Origin of the sequence: Vibrio sp. S/42/10, assembly GCF_029890535.1 — a bacterium.
Lineage (GTDB): Bacteria > Pseudomonadota > Gammaproteobacteria > Enterobacterales > Vibrionaceae > Vibrio > Vibrio cyclitrophicus.
In genome coordinates this window covers 97,318-114,084 of the sequence record NZ_JAKMZC010000002.1, presented here as the reverse complement: position 1 = coordinate 114,084, position 16,767 = coordinate 97,318, and the positions used below count along the sequence as shown (strand labels likewise).

Here is a 16,767-nt window from a genome sequence, read left to right as displayed (position 1 = left end):
AATCAGGCACTCGATACCGTCAGCCAACACTAACTTGAATTAAAAATGATGGTTACTTAAGTAAATTAAGTATTAGCGATAGCTGTTTATAACCAAAAACAGACGATTTAAAACGATGAGTTCGATTCAAAATTACAACACCAAGGCCTGTGATGCCAAGAGCATACAAGGGGTGCTTGTGAACAAACTCTTTTCCTTTGTGACGAATAAGTCCCATACAAAGTGCAACTTGACGAGCTCTACTTCTCCCCTCAAGTCTTTTCATTTGAATCTGTCTTTGTCGATTCTTGAGTGCTGACATGTAACCCCTCCTTCAATTGCTCTTTCGTACATTCAAAACCTATAAATTGCTTTAAGTAACTAGAACGAAGTACCAAGCATATTAGAATCAAACCGAGTGTGAATATAAACGCGCCGTAACCCGCTAACAGATTCAAAGTGAAGTAGTAGATCACTACTCCAGCACCGACGGCGATACTAAAAAGAAACAGCGGTAACAACGCAACAAAGAGGAGCTGAAACACAAGACGCTTTTTAAATGCATCAACACTATTGCGAAACTCCAATAAGAAAAGCTCTAAGGTCGATTGAGACCATTGCTGGGTATGTGTCTGTAATATAGCTAAGTCTTTCCACAATCCATTTAACTCAGAAGCAGAACGTTTAAGATCATCCACCTTACGATCGCTCGATTTATCATTGGCAGAGTTTACTGGATCATTTTGACTATTTACCTGCATAACGGTGCTCTCTCAATTGCGATGTTGATATATGGCTATTTGATTAACTTCGAGACAGCCCAACCAGCGAGAAACGCACAGCCAACACTCAATAATGGACGCTCTTTAATGATGTTTTCCGCTTTCTCAGACGTGTTCTTCACACTTTCAGAGCTGGCCTCGAGAGTTTCATGGACCGCCTCTTTCACATTTTCGATAACTTCTACTGCGGCCTCTTCAGCTTTTTCATAAGTTTCTTCAATTTGTTGTTTGGCTTCTGAATTTTTAGCGTTTGACTTTGGCATAAGTTTTCTCCTTATTTGATTATCATAAGCCAGAGAATAATATTAATACTATTAATCTCTAGCTACTTTAATAATCAATGCTAGCATCGTGCCAACTTTCACAAGTACCAGAATAATTGAAGATAAGCTCCCATATCATTAATAAATGGCATTAATCAATGTAATAATTTCACTAGAAAACATCTATTAATGTATTTTTTACAAAAGCAAAGTAAAACCTTAGACGAAACAAGCTGAATATAGGGTTATTAATTGGCATAAAAAATGCAATAAACCAAATACAGCTTAGAACCAAATGAGGATTCATGAGAAACCAAAGTATATTATCTATTGTTAACCTGATAAAAAGTGGAAATATTATTTACGAAAAAGCGATATCCAACATAAGAAGTGAAAAGATGGCAAAAAATCTTTTTGATATCTACACGGTAAAGAAATGTGCAGAGTTAAAGTTACAATCTTTAACTTACTACTCAAAAATACATCAAGAACAGATACCCGCTAGTTATACGATAAATGCCAGAGAGCGCTGTATTGAAGCGGAAGATACAAAAGGTAAAAACAATCAAGAGCTCTATTTAAAGCACCTAGAAGGTGTCGAGACAAAGATCATTTCCGACATTGAATCACTGCTAGAAACTAACCCTGATATAGAAGGGAGAAGAAGATTAAAAGTGGTAAAAAATGAAATGGAATCATGTCGAGACCAAATACACAACATGCGTCAGAATTAGTTATTAGCGAATGATGGTTGGAAATCAGAATCAAAGAAAAGGCTTATTTTAATTATTATAAATCAACTGAAATTATAAATACTACTGAGATAAAAAGGAGTAATGATATGTTGTTTAAAAAGGACAATGATCCCCTTGAGGTAATTCACTATAAAGGCATAGAAAAAATACTATGTACATTGAAAGATCACTACTTCTCATGTGTTGACCTAATTGAACAGAAAGCACATGGGAACATTGCAAGAGCTGCAAATCGATTTATAAAAGTTGAACGTTCATTAATAAACGAAGTAAACACCAAGTTCTGCATTAACAATGAAGTTAATGACAATGACATATTGAGTCAGCCCCCTGAGTTAATTGTTAGTTATAACGATATGTACCAGAGTAATTTAAGCCTAATTTCTTACCTCAAAAACACTATTAGAAAGTTTAACAATCAACATATGTCTGCTTTTTTCTCCTATTGGGTTGCGGCGTTGCAAGTTGAAAATGATGAGATAGCAAAGCATTTGTAACAGATATAACCCATCTAAAATAGATACGATTAATTAACTTGAGAAGAGAATCAAAGCCTACAACACAATCATTAAACAGTGGGAATAATCTAGGTTTAATTCTGATCTAATTCTGGCATCACTCAAAATAAAAAGCGTCGAGGCATATTGCCTTGACGCTTTTTTACGAGAGGGACCGCTATGTTATTCTAGGAAGCGTCATCGACAGCCCCAGTCATCATTCTAGACAGATTTTTACCGCCTTTGGGATCAAAATCAAGTGTTCTAATCGGAAACGGTATTGTCATTCCAGCCTCTGATAATGACTCTTTAACCGCTATAATACCGTCGTGCTTTGCGTCCATATAACCAAAACCTCCTGGGTACTCAATCCAAAACCAAACCAATAAGTTAACGCTACTATCAGAAAAGCTTGAAGCGTAAACCGTCGTATCTTCTTTCCGACTAACATAAGACTTTTGGTTTATCGCTTTGGTTATCACCTCAGCGGCTCTTTTGGGGCAGTCTGCGTAGGAAATCCCCACAGGGATCTCGACCCTTCTTCGTCCTTTTCGACTGTAGTTCGTCAAAATATTTCGGAAAACCATCTTATTGGGAATCATGACGTGTTGACCAGAGAACGTTTCAACCAGTGTATTTCGTAAGTTTATTTTGACTATGGTACCCATGACATCGTTGGAACCAACAACATCGCCAATTTTAAAAGGTTTACGAATACTCATTGTAATACCTGAAATGAGGTTCTCAGTCATATCTTGAAAAGCAAAACCGATAGCTAAACCTAGAATACCGGCACCGGCAAGCAACGATGTAACCGTACCTTGGAGCCCAACAAAATCTAACGCGACAAAAAATCCAATAGTAACAATGGTAACCTTAACAATAGAAGCCAGTAAGTTAATGACTTCTTGAGAGTCGACAACTCTATTGCTCAATCTTTTAAACAACTTGCCGCTTATGTTGGCAACAAAGATAAAAATAAGAAACGTAACAAAAGCAACAATCAGGTTAGGGATAAGTTTAATTGCTTCAACTAACCAATGCTCTAACTTACCCTCTATCAGATGCTGAAACTTCTCTAAGTTAAAAGAGAGATTCATTTCCATGGTGTCTCCTTCTTATTCAATATGTGGATTATTCAATACATTCATGGAATACAAACCGTTAAGGCTTGCTTATCAATACTTATCTCCAGTGAATCAGCCGAATACGTCTCTCCATCAATCACGTATGAAATAGGTCGGTCAGAATCAATTTTAACGAGCTGTGCCGAAGCATAAGTAAAGTAACTAGCCTGTTCTTTCGCTCCGAGACTCGATAACAACAGATCAGATAGAGCGATAGCTCGTTTACTAAGTGAATTTGTGTTTTCCAAATAGGTAATATGCAGCTTCCCATCATCCGGCCTAGGAGGCTGTCCCCCTTGAGCAAGCACAGTACTAAAAGGGGAAGAGTTCGCCACGACCAAACTTTGTAGTTTCATACTTTGTGATGGTTGGTCATCGATTGAAATTTGAAAATGTTGATTATCGTCGGTGATTACTGCATTGAAGAACCCAGTCAAATACGCGAATTGCCCTTTTTCATTTTTTTGTTCTCGATGTGCGTAATCGATCATCTGTTCTTCAAACCCAATACCAAGAAGCAGTAATATTGGTTGTTGATTACAGAACGCCAGATCGATTCTTTTTGAGTTGCCAGATAAAATAGCCTCACACGCTTTTTCAACAGGCGATATTTTCGAGGTCAATCCATAAAGCATATGACATAGAGCGTTCGCGGTACCCAAAGGTATAATCCCGAGTTGTGTATCAGTCTTCCTAACTTGCCTTGCGACTTCACTAACCGTCCCATCGCCACCTGCAACGATAATATGCGCAGTATTCCGGTCTTTGGCCTGCTTAGCTAATATTTCTGCTGATACTTCTTGGCTAGTAAGAAAAATATCTAAACTGTACTTTCTCGTAAGTTCACGAATAACCTGTTGTTCATTCGCCAACCATTTACCACCACCTGCAACAGGGTTGGCAATAAGGCAAGCTTTATGGCCAAGAGTGAGCAAACCTTTATCACTGATTGCTTGAAGTGTTTTCAGTTGTAGATGGTTCAATTGGGCTGTACTTCGCACGTCGTTAATACTTTTCAAGACCTGCTCTACAGTAAGTGACGGATTTTTTGCTAAAAGATAGGCAGCTACGACAAAGACAGAACGTCCTCGACCGAGAGCACAATGCACAACAACCGATCTAGATTGATTGATTTGGGTATCGATCCAATTTATAGCATGTTTAAGCTTATGCATTTTAGGGACTTTATGATCAAGAACCGGGGTGTTTAAATAGCGAAATTGATCACCGGTCATTGCACTTTCTAAACCAGAAAACTCAGCTGTAACATCTACAATACAATGGATGTTTTGAGATTCTAAGAACGATAAATCTGAAGGGAACAAACGACGAGATACATATAAACCTTTTCCAACCTTCTGTATTGGTTCAACTTTATCTCTTTTAATTGCCCATGCATTGTACAGTCGAACACCTAAGAAGAATGGAATGAAGATCCATCTAATCCACCACACTATTTTCCCATCGCTAGTCTTCCTAAATATTGACGGCATATCGAAGATGTAGGCAACACTAACGATGAACATCGACAAACTACACCAGGCAAAAACACCACGGATTATTAGCTGTGGTATAAGAGCAGCAGCAAAAAAACAAGCTATAGCAAGAAGCATATAATATTTAATAATAAACATGTTACGCCTTAATTTATCCGTGAATTTAAATATATTTATCCGTAAATTTATCTATCTCTAAATTAAATAAAAGAAGGGCTCAAGAATGAGCCCTTAGCTTGATAACAAAGCAGTTTTATACTTATTTAAAGAATTTGATTACTTCGTGATTCAAGCAACCTCTTTTTCATATTTACGAGCTAATGTTTCTTTTTTTTCAGTATCTAAGACTCGACCTGCGGTTTGAAAAAAACGCTGCTCTTCTTCTTCTAAATGATGTTCAACCTTATCTCTTAATGTTTTCATTAAAACAAGCCAAGCTGGTGAAGACATCTCTGTATCATCGAGTTGAGCGAGTATTTTGTCGATTCCATGATGTTCAGCGATTCCATGTCTAGTCATGTCAATGGATTGATCACTCTCGATCAAAGGTGCATAAAAATGGCGCTCTTCTGCAATCGCATGCTTGGTTAACTCATCCTTAAGGTTAACATAGAGTTCTTGCCTAGCTTGTGTGTCTCCCGAAGTTTGGAGTAACGCATCCATCAAAAGTCGTTGCTTTTCATGACTGTCTTTGAGCACATCAAATATATTTTTCATGTCTAATTCCTACTTCATTGGTTTATTTTTATGAGGATTTTGGCATCTCATTGCACTCTAGATGACAGTTCTAGCAATCTTCATCTTTCGCATCTAAATGCTCTTTAATATTTTCACAGCTATCTTCTATTGCGTTTTGAGTATCCTCTACAGCCTCATCTACATTTTCCCCGGCTTGTTCCATCGGACCTTCATCACTACATGCCGCAAGTGCAAATGTAATACCCACAATAGTTAAAAAACGGTAAGCGTTCGATTTGATGTTCATATAAACTCCTAATGTTTGTTTTTATTCAGCAACATAATTACCACTGAAACCAGTAGTGATATTGCAAATATATAAAATATGATCTTTGCTACTGTCGCAGTAGCCCCAGCGATACCACTAAATCCCAATAGGGCGGCAATAATTGCGACAATAAAAAATATTAGCGACCAGCGAATCATCGTTATTCCCCAATTTTTAATAAATTACCAATTGTAGAGAGGTTAAATAATATTTAATTTATCCACCACTTTCTCTACATTCGGGGTATTATTTGCTATAGATAAAGCTAAGTCGTGTTCACTGCTTGATGAAACTGAACCTTTCAAGATAACCACACTGTTTTCGGTTTTAACTTGAATATCGCTACCACTAACATTGGTATTCATTAATAAACGAGTGATTACCAGTGTCTTTATGTGAGCATCAGTCAAAGCTTGTACGGCTGCGGGTGTTTTTTCTTTGTCTTCATCAATCACTGTAAGTTCGTTTTTTACAGACTTAACGTCATCTAGGCTTAGCACTAACTCTTCTGCCAAATCTTTCTCTGTTTCATTTTTAACCGAGCCAGTTAAAGTAACCACTCGATTTTTAACGTAGGTGTTGATGTCAAATGAGTTTAAATTAGTATTCAGTAATAAAGTCGTTTCTGCTTTTCCATCAATCCACGCATCGAAAGTTTCTTTTTCCCACATGCTATTAGCAAAAACAGTTGATGAAGAAGTTGCAATCAAAGTAGCTAATAATATTTTACTTGCAGTATTTCTCATTAATTATCTCCTCTAGTTAACTGACACTTGTACAGTTGCAACCAGCATGCCAACTTTTTAACTGACTGAAAATAAAGGATTTACACTTTAACTTTGAAAATTTACCATTGGTAAAATAATCGGAGGTGTATTAATTACACGAGTATTTTGTAAAAATTATCATCAATGGAGATCCTAGAATAATTAATATCAATACTATTAATTAGCCACTTCTACTATCAGTAATATTGTAACTACATTGAAAAGGTGGCGTATAGTAAATGATAGATTCGTATTTGAAGGACATCATGTTATTATCAAGGTCGTTTTCTGTCGTACAAAAAGAGAGTTAAATCATGTCATTACCGACACTGTTTATAGAGTTAAAAGATGAATTATTGCGGTCTAAAATAAACTCTCTAGATGAATTATCAAGCTTTGAAATAATTCAAAGTACTATGGATGTTCATTGGATTGACAAGCTACAACAACTGCAACCAGATACTGCTATTGTTGAAGTCTCTCGATTTACTAACGATGATTTTAAGTCCTTATCGAGTGCAACAGGATTGGACGAAATGGACTTGATTATTATCAGTACAGGTACGCCAAACAAAAATTTAGACATGATGATGAACCATGGCGCAATCTTCCATTATAGAAAGCCCGTCGACATGCAAATATTGGAAGATACCCTTGCAGACTTCAGTCAATACTTCCTCCAGAAGCAAGAAGAAGGGCGTAAAGTGTCCACCAGCGATTTAGACCAGTTCGGTATGTTAGTCGGTTCTTCTAAGCCCATGCATAAGCTGTATCGAACTTTAAGAAGAGTCGCGAAGACTGACACCAATGTTTTGATTGTCGGCGAAAGTGGGGCAGGTAAAGAATTAGTAGCACAAACGATTCACCTTGCCAGTGATCGTAAAAACCAACCTTTTATTGCGATCAACTGCGGTGCTATCAGCCCTGAGTTAGTTGATAGTGAATTATTTGGTCATGAAAAAGGCGCTTTTACAGGGGCGAATCGCACACACCAAGGGGTGTTTAGGCAAGCAGAAGGTGGCACATTGTTTCTCGACGAAATCACCGAAATGCCACTTGAGCACCAGGTCAAATTACTACGAGTTTTAGAAACAGGTGAATATCGCCCTGTAGGCAGTAATGCAACGAGTATCGCTAATACTCGAGTCATTGCAGCGACAAACCGAGATCCACAAGTCGCTATTGAAGAACAGTTTTTGAGAGAGGATCTCTATTTCAGGTTGGCTCACTTCCCTATACATGTCCCTCCATTGCGTGAAAGAGGCGACGACATCGTCGGCTTAGCAAAACATTTTATTGCTCATCGCAACGCAAATGAAACCACTGCGAAGACCATTTTCACATCAGCGCTTCAAAAAATATCAGCCCATGCATGGCCAGGGAATGTCAGGGAATTAAAGCACTGTATTGAAAGAGCTTTTATATTGGCAGATGAGACTATTAAAGATGAACACCTAATTTTTGATACTCCTCCTTTAGAAACAGGGACTACCGTTGAGGATATGGTTCCGGCGGGTGTTTCTCTCGAGAAGATTGAGAAAGCGGCGATTATCAATACGCTCGAAGAAAATGAAGGCAACAAAAAGGAAACAGCACAAGACTTGGGAATCAGCATCAAAACGCTTTATAACAAGCTCGATAAGTATCAAGAGTAGTAATACTCATATCTGATGTTGCTGTGTGATCAAAATATATACAGGCGATCGTTAATTTGCAGTTGATGTTTTGCTTTTCCATGAAAATTTAACAGTGGAGGGTGAGCCCTCCACTGTTAAATTTTATGCTGCATTCACCGATGTCTCGGTTCTTTTATCTTGGTCAAAGAATTCTTCATGCAACGCGCAAATCGCTTGTTGATACTTGTCATCACTCACAACAAATTGCACATTTACGTTTCTCATAGACGAATGTAATGCAATAGGCGTAACACTATGGTTCATCAAAGCCAATACACCATTAGCGAGCGTTTTATTGGTATCAATTTGAGAACCGATCGCTGAGATTATAGCGACCATTCGACCTGAAATAGATGCCTGAGGGTAACGTTTCTCAGCCTTATAAGACACCTTGTTTAAACTCTCGGTGCTACCACCTAGATAATAGGTAATAGAATTGGCGTTCATCTCTTTACCAATAAGGTTCACTCTAGCATCTGCGATAATCTCCATTAACTCATAACTAACATTGTCCGCCTTACCGACCATTCCCTGGTCAAAAACATGTAACGCATATACCTTCTGTTTTCCGGCAATGATCTCAATGTGATTCGTGTCTGGTCGGTAATCAGAAGAAATCAGTGTTCCCTCATGTTCTGGCTCGAAGGTGTTTTTGATTTGCAGTTCTATGCCACTTTCTCGTAACCCAGCAGCCGCATTAGAGTGAATAGCTTCCATACCAAGGTTAGCCAGTTGATCGGCAACATCATAATTAGTTGCCCCAATCGGTTTAACCGAACCTACACCAACGACTTTTGGGTCAGCCGAACTAAAGTGATACTCCTTATGGATGATCGCCAATGATGCCTCAGTAATAGTAGCGATACGACTAAACGTCATCTCACTGTAACCACGATCATAAGTATGCATCAAACCTTCTTTGCAATACGCATAACCAGTTACTATGGGAAGCTCCTCAGTAACATCAATGTCAGAGAAAGCCTCTCTAATCGTATCGTCCAAACTTTGAGGGGTTTTGTTGTCCCAACCAGAAAGGTCAACAAAGGTCGAATTTATACCAATGTTTTTTAATTTAAGAGCCGTGTTGTATGCACTATGTGACTCTCCAATTGAAGAAAGAAACTCTCTAATCTGTGGTAAATAATGTCTCAGTGAAAACTGTCCGTATTGGCACGTTTCAAGAATGTTAGTAATACAGTTTTTGGCTTCTGAAATACGAGACCGGATGAACTTATCTGCTCTCATACGATTCATTGGATCCGCAAAAATATGCTCATTGGTCAATAGCATGCGGCGTTCAATATAAGATAGAGCATCCTTCCACGAATCGTCACGCATCGCTATCAATTGATAGACACCAGGCTTACCTGTTTTTTTACATTCCAACAATGCATCCGTCATACCGCTGTAAGCGGACACAACAAAGATTCGGTTATAAGGATTTTGAGGGCGGAGAATAATATTGTCGAGCACAGCATCAAATGCTGTCATTGATGTACCGCCGATTTTTTCTACGGTAAATGTCATAAAAGACCTTTTGTTCTTGAAGAGATTAAAGACTAAATAATAGGGAGCGGGGTGAGATATCACCCCTGAATATATGGGTTAATCAACGAGTGGATAAACGCCGTTTTCATCGTGTACTTCAGCGCCAGTAATTGGTGGGTTAAACACACAAGCCATTGTCATTTCTTTGTTTTTATATGCGCGTAAATAATGCTCATCATTCTTATCTAGGATGTACAACGTACCGGGTTTGATTGGGTAAGTTTTACCACCAACGACTTCAATCTCCCCTTCACCACTCATACAAAACACAGACTCCAAGTGGTTTTGGTAATGGATATGTGTTTCTGTCGCTTCGTAAATTGTTGTGATATGAAAAGAAAATCCCATATTGTCATCTTTCAATAACATGCGAGTGCTTTCCCAGTTATCCGATACAATACGTCTTTCACTATTACGACATTCATCAAGTGTTCTAACAATCATTTTACTCTCCCTATTACGATGCTTTCTTGAAATGCTTGGTTGCTACCACTTCAACTGAGTCTTCGAAAATAGTTAAACCTTGCATCAATTCCGATTCTGAAATGGTTAATGGACAAAAGAACTTCAAGATTTCATCGTTTGGACCTGCGGTCTCAATTACCATGCCCTTGTCAAAACACACTTTTGCAATCTCATCAGCTGTGTTCCCATCTTTACATTCAATGCCAATCATCATTCCGCGTCCCTTGCGTTGAACAAATAGCTCAGGGAAACGCTTGAGATTGCGTTGAATGACATCATCGACCATGCTTGAGCTACGTTGAATATGATTTTCAAAATCATCATTTGACCAATACATTTCTAACGCTTTAGCAGCAGTAATGAACGCATGGTTGTTACCACGGAAGGTGCCGTTGTGTTCTCCCGGCTCCCACTTGTCTAGTTCAGGCTTTAATAAAACCACAGCCATCGGTAAGCCATAACCACTTATCGACTTAGATAGCGTAACGATATCTGGTTTTATACCTGAAGGTTCAAAGCTAAAAAACGTTCCTGTTCGACCACAACCGGCTTGAATATCATCCACAATAAGTAGGATATCGTGGGCTTTACAGATTTTGCTTAACTTCTGTAGCCACTCATTTGAAGCGACATTTAACCCACCTTCACCCTGAACCGTTTCCAATAAAACGGCAGCAGGTTTATCCATACCAGCGGAATTATCGGTTAACATCGTTTCAAATAATTTTAAACCATCGATTCCAGCGTAACCTTCAAATGGCAAACGCGTAACGTTGTTGAGATTTGAGCCCGCACCTTGCCTGTGGTGTTGGTTGCCTGTAGCAGCCAATGCACCCGCCGTACAACCATGAAAACCATTGGTAAATGCAACAATACTGCTTCGACTTTTTACTTTTTTCGCCAACTTAATCGCTGCCTCAACCGCATTTGTTCCTGTCGGGCCGGTAAATTGAACTTTGTAATCTAATGCTCGAGGTTCCAAAATAAAGCGACTAAGAGCTTCTAGGAATTCAGCTTTGGCTTCTGAATGCATATCCAAGCCATGTGTAATTCCATCCATTTCAATATACTCAAGTAAAGCTTGCTTAAGTATTGGATTGTTATGACCGTAATTGAGAGATCCTGCTCCAGCAAGAAAATCGAGGTAACGATCACCTTGTTTTGTTTCAAGCCAGCAGCCTTTTGATTTAGCAAAAGTGACTGGAAAACTATTCGAGTATGAACGTACGTTAGATTCCTGCTTTTTAAAAATATCCATGATAAGGCCGTTATTTGATTCCTATAAGTTAATGATTATTTAAGGGGTATTCGATACAAATACTCAGTATCGTGCAGCCCTTTAAAATGAACATTTTCATCTAAGAAAGTGGTCACTTTTCCAGTGCTACTATTTTTTGCGTCTAGCTTTTTAAAGAGTGCCCAAGACGCTTGATTTGACTTAGTAATGGTTGTTTCAATAGCTTCTATACTCTTCAGCCACTCTCGACGAAGTAAGCTGTTCAACATCTTGTAAGCTAAAGAGTGACCTCTAAATCGAGGAGCAACTGCAACTTGCCAAATAAAGAGAACATTAGGCTCACTCGGTTTTTGATAACTCGAGATAAAGCCCGCAAGCTCACCTTTGTTCTCAACCAAAATACAAGTTTTACTAAAGTGAGTGGATTGCAAAAAATTGCAATATGACGAGTTGGTGTCTAGTGGTGGACATTCTGAAATCAGTCGATAAATGTCGTTGCCATCTGAAGCTTTGGGCTCGCGAAAACTCCATTCTTCACTCGTTTTTTCTATCACTTCTGGACACAACACCCAAGGCGCTGATGTAATCATACCGAGAAATTCCTTTGAACTCTAATTAAATTCCTTTTTATTATGAGCATTTACCCCCTACTAAGATCAACACCTTAACTTTAAAAAACAAAAATTAGTGATCTGTGTCACATTTAATAGCGGTCAGCATGAATTAAATAATACTTTGAGTTCTAATGTATTTGATCGGTGGAGATCTTAAGAAAATGTCTTTAACCGAATAAGCGTCAAAAGAAGGTTAGAGTCATTAGTAAATTATGTGCTCAGATTGCCAATCAAGCGGCATAAATCACCAACACTCTCAGTGTTGAACATTCTATCGAGTAGATAACAACGCTTCGAATGGCAGTGACTCGCTATCCACTATTAAAATATCGGCCTCAAAAACAAAAAAACCTAGCGAGAGCTCGCTAGGTTTCTTATCTAACATATCGATGAATAATGAACTCAGAGGAAACGAGTCCAGAAATATCAGCTTGGAAAAGGTTTACTTCAAGGGATCATTGTCAGGCAATGCTTTATGTATCCATAGCGCCAGACGCTTTTTAATGTTTGCCCCATCAAGCTTACTTTCTGGTAACGGCGTGATCTGATTTACTTCAACAAGAAACAAGTACACCGCTTTGACCTTTATTGGTTGAGATGAATGTGGCAAATCAAAACCTTGCAATTTAGCCATTTTAAAACCGACCTCAACTGCTTTTTTCACTAGTTTATCTTCATTAATGATCTTCGCGGTTTTCGACATATTATCTCCATCACCTTTCCGAATAAGCATTGAGTATACCAAACAGAATGGTAGACAAGATTACCGTGCTCTCAAATCGAAAAACTCTTTCTGATAAATAGAAAAATTTGATCCACTGGATAGGAGCTTACTCGAATTTATTTTACATTGAATACTGATAAGCAAATGGGCTCTTAATCATACGTTCAATAAATGAGATCCTTAGTCAAGAAACTGAAAATGGTGCAACATTTGGCTTACCATTCTAAAGAATACGAAATATTATGGTTGGTATTTAAATGATAATTCTTCATAGACAGACCAATAAACCACTGTTATTTAACTAGTTTTATACTAAGCTGACTGAGATCATATTTACAGTCACCTGTAACGAAAACTTATTTACAAAACACTCATTAAGAAAATAGAATAAACCCACTAATTTTATAATGGTGTTAAAAATGCGTTACCTTTGGGCTTCATTCTGTCACAAAAATCCAATCCTCGGACGAATCGTTCACATCACGATTATGTTAGTAGCGTTAGCTTCTCTCGTTACCCCGTTAATGTCGACTGACGCTACAACTATCTTAGTGTCGCTGTGTGTCGCTTTGGTATGTATTGTGCTTTTTGTTTTCTTCGCACTCAGCGACAAAATGCGTTCAGGTATGCATTAATCACGGCCTTAAGTGTCAGCAGTACGGACAATGAATCAAATGTAAAAACGCCCAAAGTTGTTCGCTTTGGGCGTTTTCAGTCATTGGGCTTTATTTATAGCCAATCCAGCTTACACTAATCGTAATCATAGATTGATCATTCAAGCTTATGAAAAATATCAATAACCACGTAGAATTTTCAACTGACGAATTTGACTGATCGAAGAGTTCAGACTTGTTCTCAGTTTGTCCTACATCACTTGTGATGGCTTGTTGAATATTATGGGTATTCAGAAACAGAAAAGATCAATCTGGCATCACTACGATACCCATACTTTCAAGCAGTTGCTCTTGCTGCCACGCAACAATTTTAACGCCTGTTGTATCGACTTTTCTTGGGTCTAACCCTTCTAATTCAGCATGGCATAAATTGGCACCTTGCATACTGAATTGCCCCCATACGTCTTCCGAGAACACACCACGGCTGAGATCAGACTCTTTCAATGACGCGCCACCAAGGTAAGTACCTATCCAACGATTCTCAAATAACTCACACTTCTCTAAACAAGCTTGTTCAAAATTCGCGTATGACAGGTTACAACCTGTAATATAAGCAGAACAAAAATACATTCGATTGCTGACTTGGTTAGCAAAATTAGTGCGAGTGAAGTTCGCCCCTTTCAAATCGCAATCACGTAGCTCAATACCATAGCAATTCGCGTTACTAAAATTCGCCATCGCCAACTGGCAATTCTGGAAGCTTGCATCTCGTAAGTCGGCAATATCAAAGTGGCATCCCTCAATATCGCCTTGCTCAATAAATTTACAGTTAATGAACGTTGCATCACGTAAGTTCGAACGTCTGAAATCACAACGGATAAACGTGCAGGCTGTAAATGTAAGCTCTGATAAATCTTGCTGAGCAAAACTGTGCTGATGATAAGTGCTGTTATTGGTGTCCATTTAGCCCCCTAAAGAAATTAAGCTAAGACTACCATTGCGATCTCAAGAAAACACCAAATTAAAAACCAACAAAAACAGTAACTTAAAATACCCTGATTTAGCCATTTTAAGGCACCAAACAAGCCCTTTAAGGTTGTTATTTTCGATTTATAGGATGTGCTTATCTTGAAAAAAGTTTTGTCGCTTAGAAGTGCCAATAAGAGAAAATGTTACTTTGACGGAACGAGTCAATTATTGACCGCGTCCTAACGCGCTAGACTGGACGGTTGGTATGTTGCTCGTTACACTATTCCTCATTCTCAGCATAAAGAGTAAGAACAATGAAAGACATGCGACAAGCTATGCTCGATGCAGGGTTTAGCCTTATTAATGAACACGGGTTTGCTGGTGTTGGCCTGATGAAAATCATCAACCAAGCGGAAGGCACGAAGGGTTCTTTTTACCATTACTTCAAATCCAAAGAACACTTTGGTGAGATCCTTCTTACTAACTACTTTGATGAGCATCTCGCTAAGCTAGATGACTTTTTAAGTGATGAGTCGCTTTCTCGTCGTGATCGCGTTAAAGCCTATTTCGAATTTTGGTGCGCGTCGAAGTTGACTGAAGACTTCAATATTCAGTGCCTTGTGGTAAAACTAGCCGGAGAGGTAGCAGGAACAGCTAATTCGTTACAATCAACCATGGCAGAGGGTTCAGAAAAGATAATCCTACGTATGGCTAAGCTATTCGAAGAAGGCAATGAAGCGGGTGATTTCAATATCGTAGATCCTGAATCACTATCTCGCACGCTTTATGGCTTATGGCTGGGCTCTACGCTAATGGCAGCGATGCAGCGCAACCGTTCGATTCTCAACAATGCCATGGAAGAGACATTGCTTGCGATGAGTTCAAAAAATTAACCCGCTCCTACACACTAAAAGGCTCGCTTTATATAGCGAGCCTTTTTGTTTTTCAGGCTTGTTCTTTTTCTACCTAGGCTTCAGCTTATCACGTGATCGATTCGATTATCCCATCCGTGGCGCTAAGTTATTGGCTTTAAGCAAAGCATTGAGTACTGGGTCGATATGTTGAAAGAATTTGAGCCACCCTTTACACAGGTAATTTAGCCCAGCCTCACCATCACGACTGTTGATAATTCGGTTCTTAGGGCACTCGCCATGACAAGCAAATTTGAACTCACAAGTTTGGCACTGTTTGGGCAACGACTTTTGCTTCGCGAATCCAAAATTTTGCTGAGCAGGCGAAAACGCTAGCGTCGATAGCGGCTTCTCATGAATATTACCTAACTGAAACTCAGGAAAGACGTAATGATCGCACGAATACACATCGCCATTAGGTTCAATTGCTAACCCTTTTCCACAGATCTCACTCAAGGTACACATGGTGCTTTCTCTGCCCATCCATACTCCGACAAAATTTTCAAAGTACGGCACTAATATTTGTCCAAAATCGCGTTCGAACCACTCATCAAAAACCGTCGACAGAAACTCTCCCCATTGCACTGAATCGACACTCCAAGGTTCAACCTCGCCTGATACGGGAATGATCGCTTGTTGGTTGCTCAACCATTTATTGTTGGTATGAGCCTCACGCTTATCGACCACAGGAATAAACTGCAATTGCTTCGAACCCACTTCATCACGCAGAAAGCGATAGACCTCTAATGGATATTTTCCTGTCACATCATTCACGCAGCTTAGGGTCGCGAACTCGACGTTATGCAGCTTCAAGTAGCGAATGCCACGCATTGTTTGAGAAAAAGTGCCTTTGCCTGCACGGTTGGTCCGGTAGTGATTGTGTAAGTGCTCTGGGCCGTCAATGCTCACACCAATGATAAAGTCATTCTTTTTGAAGAACTCACACCACGCATCATTCAGTAACGTGCCGTTGGTTTGAAGGTCATTGCTAATCTTGCTGTAGCTAGGACAATATTTTTTCTGCAGCTCGACGACTTTTTGAAAGTACTCAATCCCCAACAAGGTAGGCTCTCCACCGTGCCAAGAAAAGATAATTTCAGGCGTATTCTGCCCTTCTATGTACTGCTTGATATAACGATCTAACAGAACTTCATCCATCGTATATTGAGAGCCTTTTGGGTATTCAAGCAGCTGCTGTTTTTATCGCCAACAATGACAACAATATTCGGTTTTTCTGATTCTGCGGCCAGAGCAGCACTGCTTGCCGCGGCCATTGCAGTGAAGACTAAAGATTTCTTGAATGTCTGCATAAGACGTTCTCCAATTTCTGTGATTAA

21 protein-coding genes and 1 pseudogene are annotated in these 16,767 nt (G+C 39.1%); 5 read left to right on the top strand and 17 right to left on the bottom strand.

Annotated elements, in window-relative coordinates:
- Positions 1-52: 52 nt before the first annotated feature.
- The 3 genes from L8S15_RS02875 to L8S15_RS02865 are packed head-to-tail and all read right to left on the bottom strand — an operon-like array spanning position 53 to position 1,024.
- Positions 53-265 (bottom strand): hypothetical protein, encoded by a 213-nt coding sequence (locus L8S15_RS02875; RefSeq protein ID WP_010431934.1) that lies wholly within the window; start codon positions 263-265, stop codon positions 53-55.
- Positions 252-740 carry a hypothetical protein gene (locus L8S15_RS02870; protein WP_010431936.1) on the bottom strand — a complete coding sequence of 163 codons (489 nt, stop codon included), beginning with the start codon at positions 738-740 and terminating at the stop codon, positions 252-254. Before L8S15_RS02870 ends, L8S15_RS02875 begins: the two co-directional genes overlap by 14 nt.
- A 35-nt stretch (positions 741-775) precedes the next feature.
- The gene (locus L8S15_RS02865) at positions 776-1,024 is read right to left on the bottom strand and encodes a hypothetical protein (RefSeq protein ID WP_010431939.1); all 249 of its coding nucleotides are present in this window, start codon (positions 1,022-1,024) and stop codon (positions 776-778) included.
- 305 nt (positions 1,025-1,329) lie between these two features.
- On the opposite strand from L8S15_RS02865, the gene L8S15_RS02860 reads away from it, so the two are divergent.
- Positions 1,330-1,758 (top strand): hypothetical protein, encoded by a 429-nt coding sequence (locus tag L8S15_RS02860; RefSeq protein ID WP_016784379.1) that lies wholly within the window; start codon positions 1,330-1,332, stop codon positions 1,756-1,758.
- 107 nt (positions 1,759-1,865) lie between these two features.
- Positions 1,866-2,276: a hypothetical protein gene (locus L8S15_RS02855; RefSeq protein WP_016784380.1), complete on the top strand. Its 411-nt coding sequence runs from the start codon at positions 1,866-1,868 to the stop codon at positions 2,274-2,276.
- 188 nt (positions 2,277-2,464) lie between these two features.
- Here the strand turns inward: L8S15_RS02855 and L8S15_RS02850 are convergent, their stop codons facing one another.
- The 6 genes from L8S15_RS02850 to L8S15_RS02825 form a co-directional block, all read right to left on the bottom strand.
- Positions 2,465-3,382, bottom strand: coding sequence for a mechanosensitive ion channel family protein (locus L8S15_RS02850; protein ID WP_016789963.1), 918 nt, complete (start codon positions 3,380-3,382; stop codon positions 2,465-2,467).
- Positions 3,383-3,423: 41 nt separating this feature from the next.
- Positions 3,424-5,037: a diacylglycerol kinase family protein gene (locus tag L8S15_RS02845; protein ID WP_010431949.1), complete on the bottom strand. Its 1,614-nt coding sequence runs from the start codon at positions 5,035-5,037 to the stop codon at positions 3,424-3,426.
- Between the two features lie 150 nt (positions 5,038-5,187).
- A complete protein-coding gene (locus L8S15_RS02840) occupies positions 5,188-5,616 on the bottom strand; it encodes a hemerythrin domain-containing protein (RefSeq protein WP_280571977.1) in 429 nt (142 codons plus the stop codon).
- 70 nt (positions 5,617-5,686) lie between these two features.
- Positions 5,687-5,884 (bottom strand): hypothetical protein, encoded by a 198-nt coding sequence (locus tag L8S15_RS02835; protein WP_010431955.1) that lies wholly within the window; start codon positions 5,882-5,884, stop codon positions 5,687-5,689.
- An 8-nt stretch (positions 5,885-5,892) separates the two neighbouring features.
- Positions 5,893-6,063 carry a DUF1328 domain-containing protein gene (locus tag L8S15_RS02830; RefSeq protein WP_280571976.1) on the bottom strand — a complete coding sequence of 57 codons (171 nt, stop codon included), beginning with the start codon at positions 6,061-6,063 and terminating at the stop codon, positions 5,893-5,895.
- Between the two features lie 42 nt (positions 6,064-6,105).
- Positions 6,106-6,651 carry a BON domain-containing protein gene (locus L8S15_RS02825; protein WP_010431961.1) on the bottom strand — a complete coding sequence of 182 codons (546 nt, stop codon included), beginning with the start codon at positions 6,649-6,651 and terminating at the stop codon, positions 6,106-6,108.
- A 335-nt stretch (positions 6,652-6,986) separates the two neighbouring features.
- Between L8S15_RS02825 and L8S15_RS02820 the strand changes: the two genes are divergently transcribed.
- On the top strand, positions 6,987-8,327 hold the full coding sequence (locus L8S15_RS02820) for a sigma-54 dependent transcriptional regulator (protein WP_010431963.1): 1,341 nt from the start codon (positions 6,987-6,989) through the stop codon (positions 8,325-8,327).
- A gap of 123 nt (positions 8,328-8,450) precedes the next feature.
- On the opposite strand, the gene L8S15_RS02815 is transcribed toward L8S15_RS02820, so the two are convergent.
- The 5 genes from L8S15_RS02815 to L8S15_RS02795 form a co-directional block, all read right to left on the bottom strand.
- On the bottom strand, positions 8,451-9,875 hold the full coding sequence (locus L8S15_RS02815; protein ID WP_010431966.1) for an aspartate kinase: 1,425 nt from the start codon (positions 9,873-9,875) through the stop codon (positions 8,451-8,453).
- A gap of 78 nt (positions 9,876-9,953) precedes the next feature.
- Complete coding sequence (locus tag L8S15_RS02810; protein WP_010431969.1) at positions 9,954-10,340, bottom strand: ectoine synthase; 387 nt, start codon at positions 10,338-10,340, stop codon at positions 9,954-9,956.
- 13 nt (positions 10,341-10,353) lie between these two features.
- Positions 10,354-11,619 carry a diaminobutyrate--2-oxoglutarate transaminase gene (gene ectB / locus L8S15_RS02805; protein WP_010431972.1) on the bottom strand — a complete coding sequence of 422 codons (1,266 nt, stop codon included), beginning with the start codon at positions 11,617-11,619 and terminating at the stop codon, positions 10,354-10,356.
- A gap of 35 nt (positions 11,620-11,654) precedes the next feature.
- Entirely contained in the window at positions 11,655-12,188 is a 534-nt protein-coding gene (gene ectA / locus L8S15_RS02800) for a diaminobutyrate acetyltransferase (protein ID WP_010431975.1), read from the bottom strand.
- Positions 12,189-12,654: 466 nt separating this feature from the next.
- Positions 12,655-12,915, bottom strand: coding sequence for a DUF5062 family protein (locus tag L8S15_RS02795; protein WP_010431978.1), 261 nt, complete (start codon positions 12,913-12,915; stop codon positions 12,655-12,657).
- A gap of 440 nt (positions 12,916-13,355) precedes the next feature.
- Here L8S15_RS02795 and L8S15_RS02790 point away from each other — a divergent pair, with 440 nt between their 5' ends.
- Complete coding sequence (locus L8S15_RS02790; protein WP_010431981.1) at positions 13,356-13,571, top strand: hypothetical protein; 216 nt, start codon at positions 13,356-13,358, stop codon at positions 13,569-13,571.
- Positions 13,572-13,856: 285 nt separating this feature from the next.
- On the opposite strand, the gene L8S15_RS02785 is transcribed toward L8S15_RS02790, so the two are convergent.
- A complete protein-coding gene (locus L8S15_RS02785; RefSeq protein ID WP_010431985.1) occupies positions 13,857-14,513 on the bottom strand; it encodes a Qnr family pentapeptide repeat protein in 657 nt (218 codons plus the stop codon).
- Between the two features lie 320 nt (positions 14,514-14,833).
- On the opposite strand from L8S15_RS02785, the gene L8S15_RS02780 reads away from it, so the two are divergent.
- Positions 14,834-15,412, top strand: coding sequence for a TetR/AcrR family transcriptional regulator (locus L8S15_RS02780; protein WP_010431988.1), 579 nt, complete (start codon positions 14,834-14,836; stop codon positions 15,410-15,412).
- A 105-nt stretch (positions 15,413-15,517) separates the two neighbouring features.
- Here the strand turns inward: L8S15_RS02780 and L8S15_RS02775 are convergent.
- Positions 15,518-16,630 (bottom strand): annotated as a pseudogene (locus L8S15_RS02775) (anaerobic sulfatase maturase); the annotation flags it as partial.
- Entirely contained in the window at positions 16,570-16,740 is a 171-nt protein-coding gene (locus L8S15_RS02770; protein ID WP_016795985.1) for a hypothetical protein, read from the bottom strand. The gene L8S15_RS02770 and the pseudogene L8S15_RS02775, both read right to left, overlap by 61 nt.
- Positions 16,741-16,767 lie beyond the last annotated feature (27 nt).

Bases quoted from the DNA above. Each gene is read 5' to 3' on its own strand.
- L8S15_RS02875 (WP_010431934.1), bottom strand. From the start codon at position 265: ATGAAAAGACTTGAGGGGAGAAGTAGAGCTCGTCAAGTTGCACTTTGT.
- L8S15_RS02870 (WP_010431936.1), bottom strand. From the start codon at position 740: ATGCAGGTAAATAGTCAAAATGATCCAGTAAACTCTGCCAATGATAAA.
- L8S15_RS02865 (WP_010431939.1), bottom strand. From the start codon at position 1,024: ATGCCAAAGTCAAACGCTAAAAATTCAGAAGCCAAACAACAAATTGAA.
- L8S15_RS02860 (WP_016784379.1), top strand. From the start codon at position 1,330: ATGAGAAACCAAAGTATATTATCTATTGTTAACCTGATAAAAAGTGGA.
- L8S15_RS02855 (WP_016784380.1), top strand. From the start codon at position 1,866: ATGTTGTTTAAAAAGGACAATGATCCCCTTGAGGTAATTCACTATAAA.
- L8S15_RS02850 (WP_016789963.1), bottom strand. From the start codon at position 3,382: ATGGAAATGAATCTCTCTTTTAACTTAGAGAAGTTTCAGCATCTGATA.
- L8S15_RS02845 (WP_010431949.1), bottom strand. From the start codon at position 5,037: ATGTTTATTATTAAATATTATATGCTTCTTGCTATAGCTTGTTTTTTT.
- L8S15_RS02840 (WP_280571977.1), bottom strand. From the start codon at position 5,616: ATGAAAAATATATTTGATGTGCTCAAAGACAGTCATGAAAAGCAACGA.
- L8S15_RS02835 (WP_010431955.1), bottom strand. From the start codon at position 5,884: ATGAACATCAAATCGAACGCTTACCGTTTTTTAACTATTGTGGGTATT.
- L8S15_RS02830 (WP_280571976.1), bottom strand. From the start codon at position 6,063: ATGATTCGCTGGTCGCTAATATTTTTTATTGTCGCAATTATTGCCGCC.
- L8S15_RS02825 (WP_010431961.1), bottom strand. From the start codon at position 6,651: ATGAGAAATACTGCAAGTAAAATATTATTAGCTACTTTGATTGCAACT.
- L8S15_RS02820 (WP_010431963.1), top strand. From the start codon at position 6,987: ATGTCATTACCGACACTGTTTATAGAGTTAAAAGATGAATTATTGCGG.
- L8S15_RS02815 (WP_010431966.1), bottom strand. From the start codon at position 9,875: ATGACATTTACCGTAGAAAAAATCGGCGGTACATCAATGACAGCATTT.
- L8S15_RS02810 (WP_010431969.1), bottom strand. From the start codon at position 10,340: ATGATTGTTAGAACACTTGATGAATGTCGTAATAGTGAAAGACGTATT.
- ectB (WP_010431972.1), bottom strand. From the start codon at position 11,619: ATGGATATTTTTAAAAAGCAGGAATCTAACGTACGTTCATACTCGAAT.
- ectA (WP_010431975.1), bottom strand. From the start codon at position 12,188: ATGATTACATCAGCGCCTTGGGTGTTGTGTCCAGAAGTGATAGAAAAA.
- L8S15_RS02795 (WP_010431978.1), bottom strand. From the start codon at position 12,915: ATGTCGAAAACCGCGAAGATCATTAATGAAGATAAACTAGTGAAAAAA.
- L8S15_RS02790 (WP_010431981.1), top strand. From the start codon at position 13,356: ATGCGTTACCTTTGGGCTTCATTCTGTCACAAAAATCCAATCCTCGGA.
- L8S15_RS02785 (WP_010431985.1), bottom strand. From the start codon at position 14,513: ATGGACACCAATAACAGCACTTATCATCAGCACAGTTTTGCTCAGCAA.
- L8S15_RS02780 (WP_010431988.1), top strand. From the start codon at position 14,834: ATGAAAGACATGCGACAAGCTATGCTCGATGCAGGGTTTAGCCTTATT.
- L8S15_RS02770 (WP_016795985.1), bottom strand. From the start codon at position 16,740: ATGCAGACATTCAAGAAATCTTTAGTCTTCACTGCAATGGCCGCGGCA.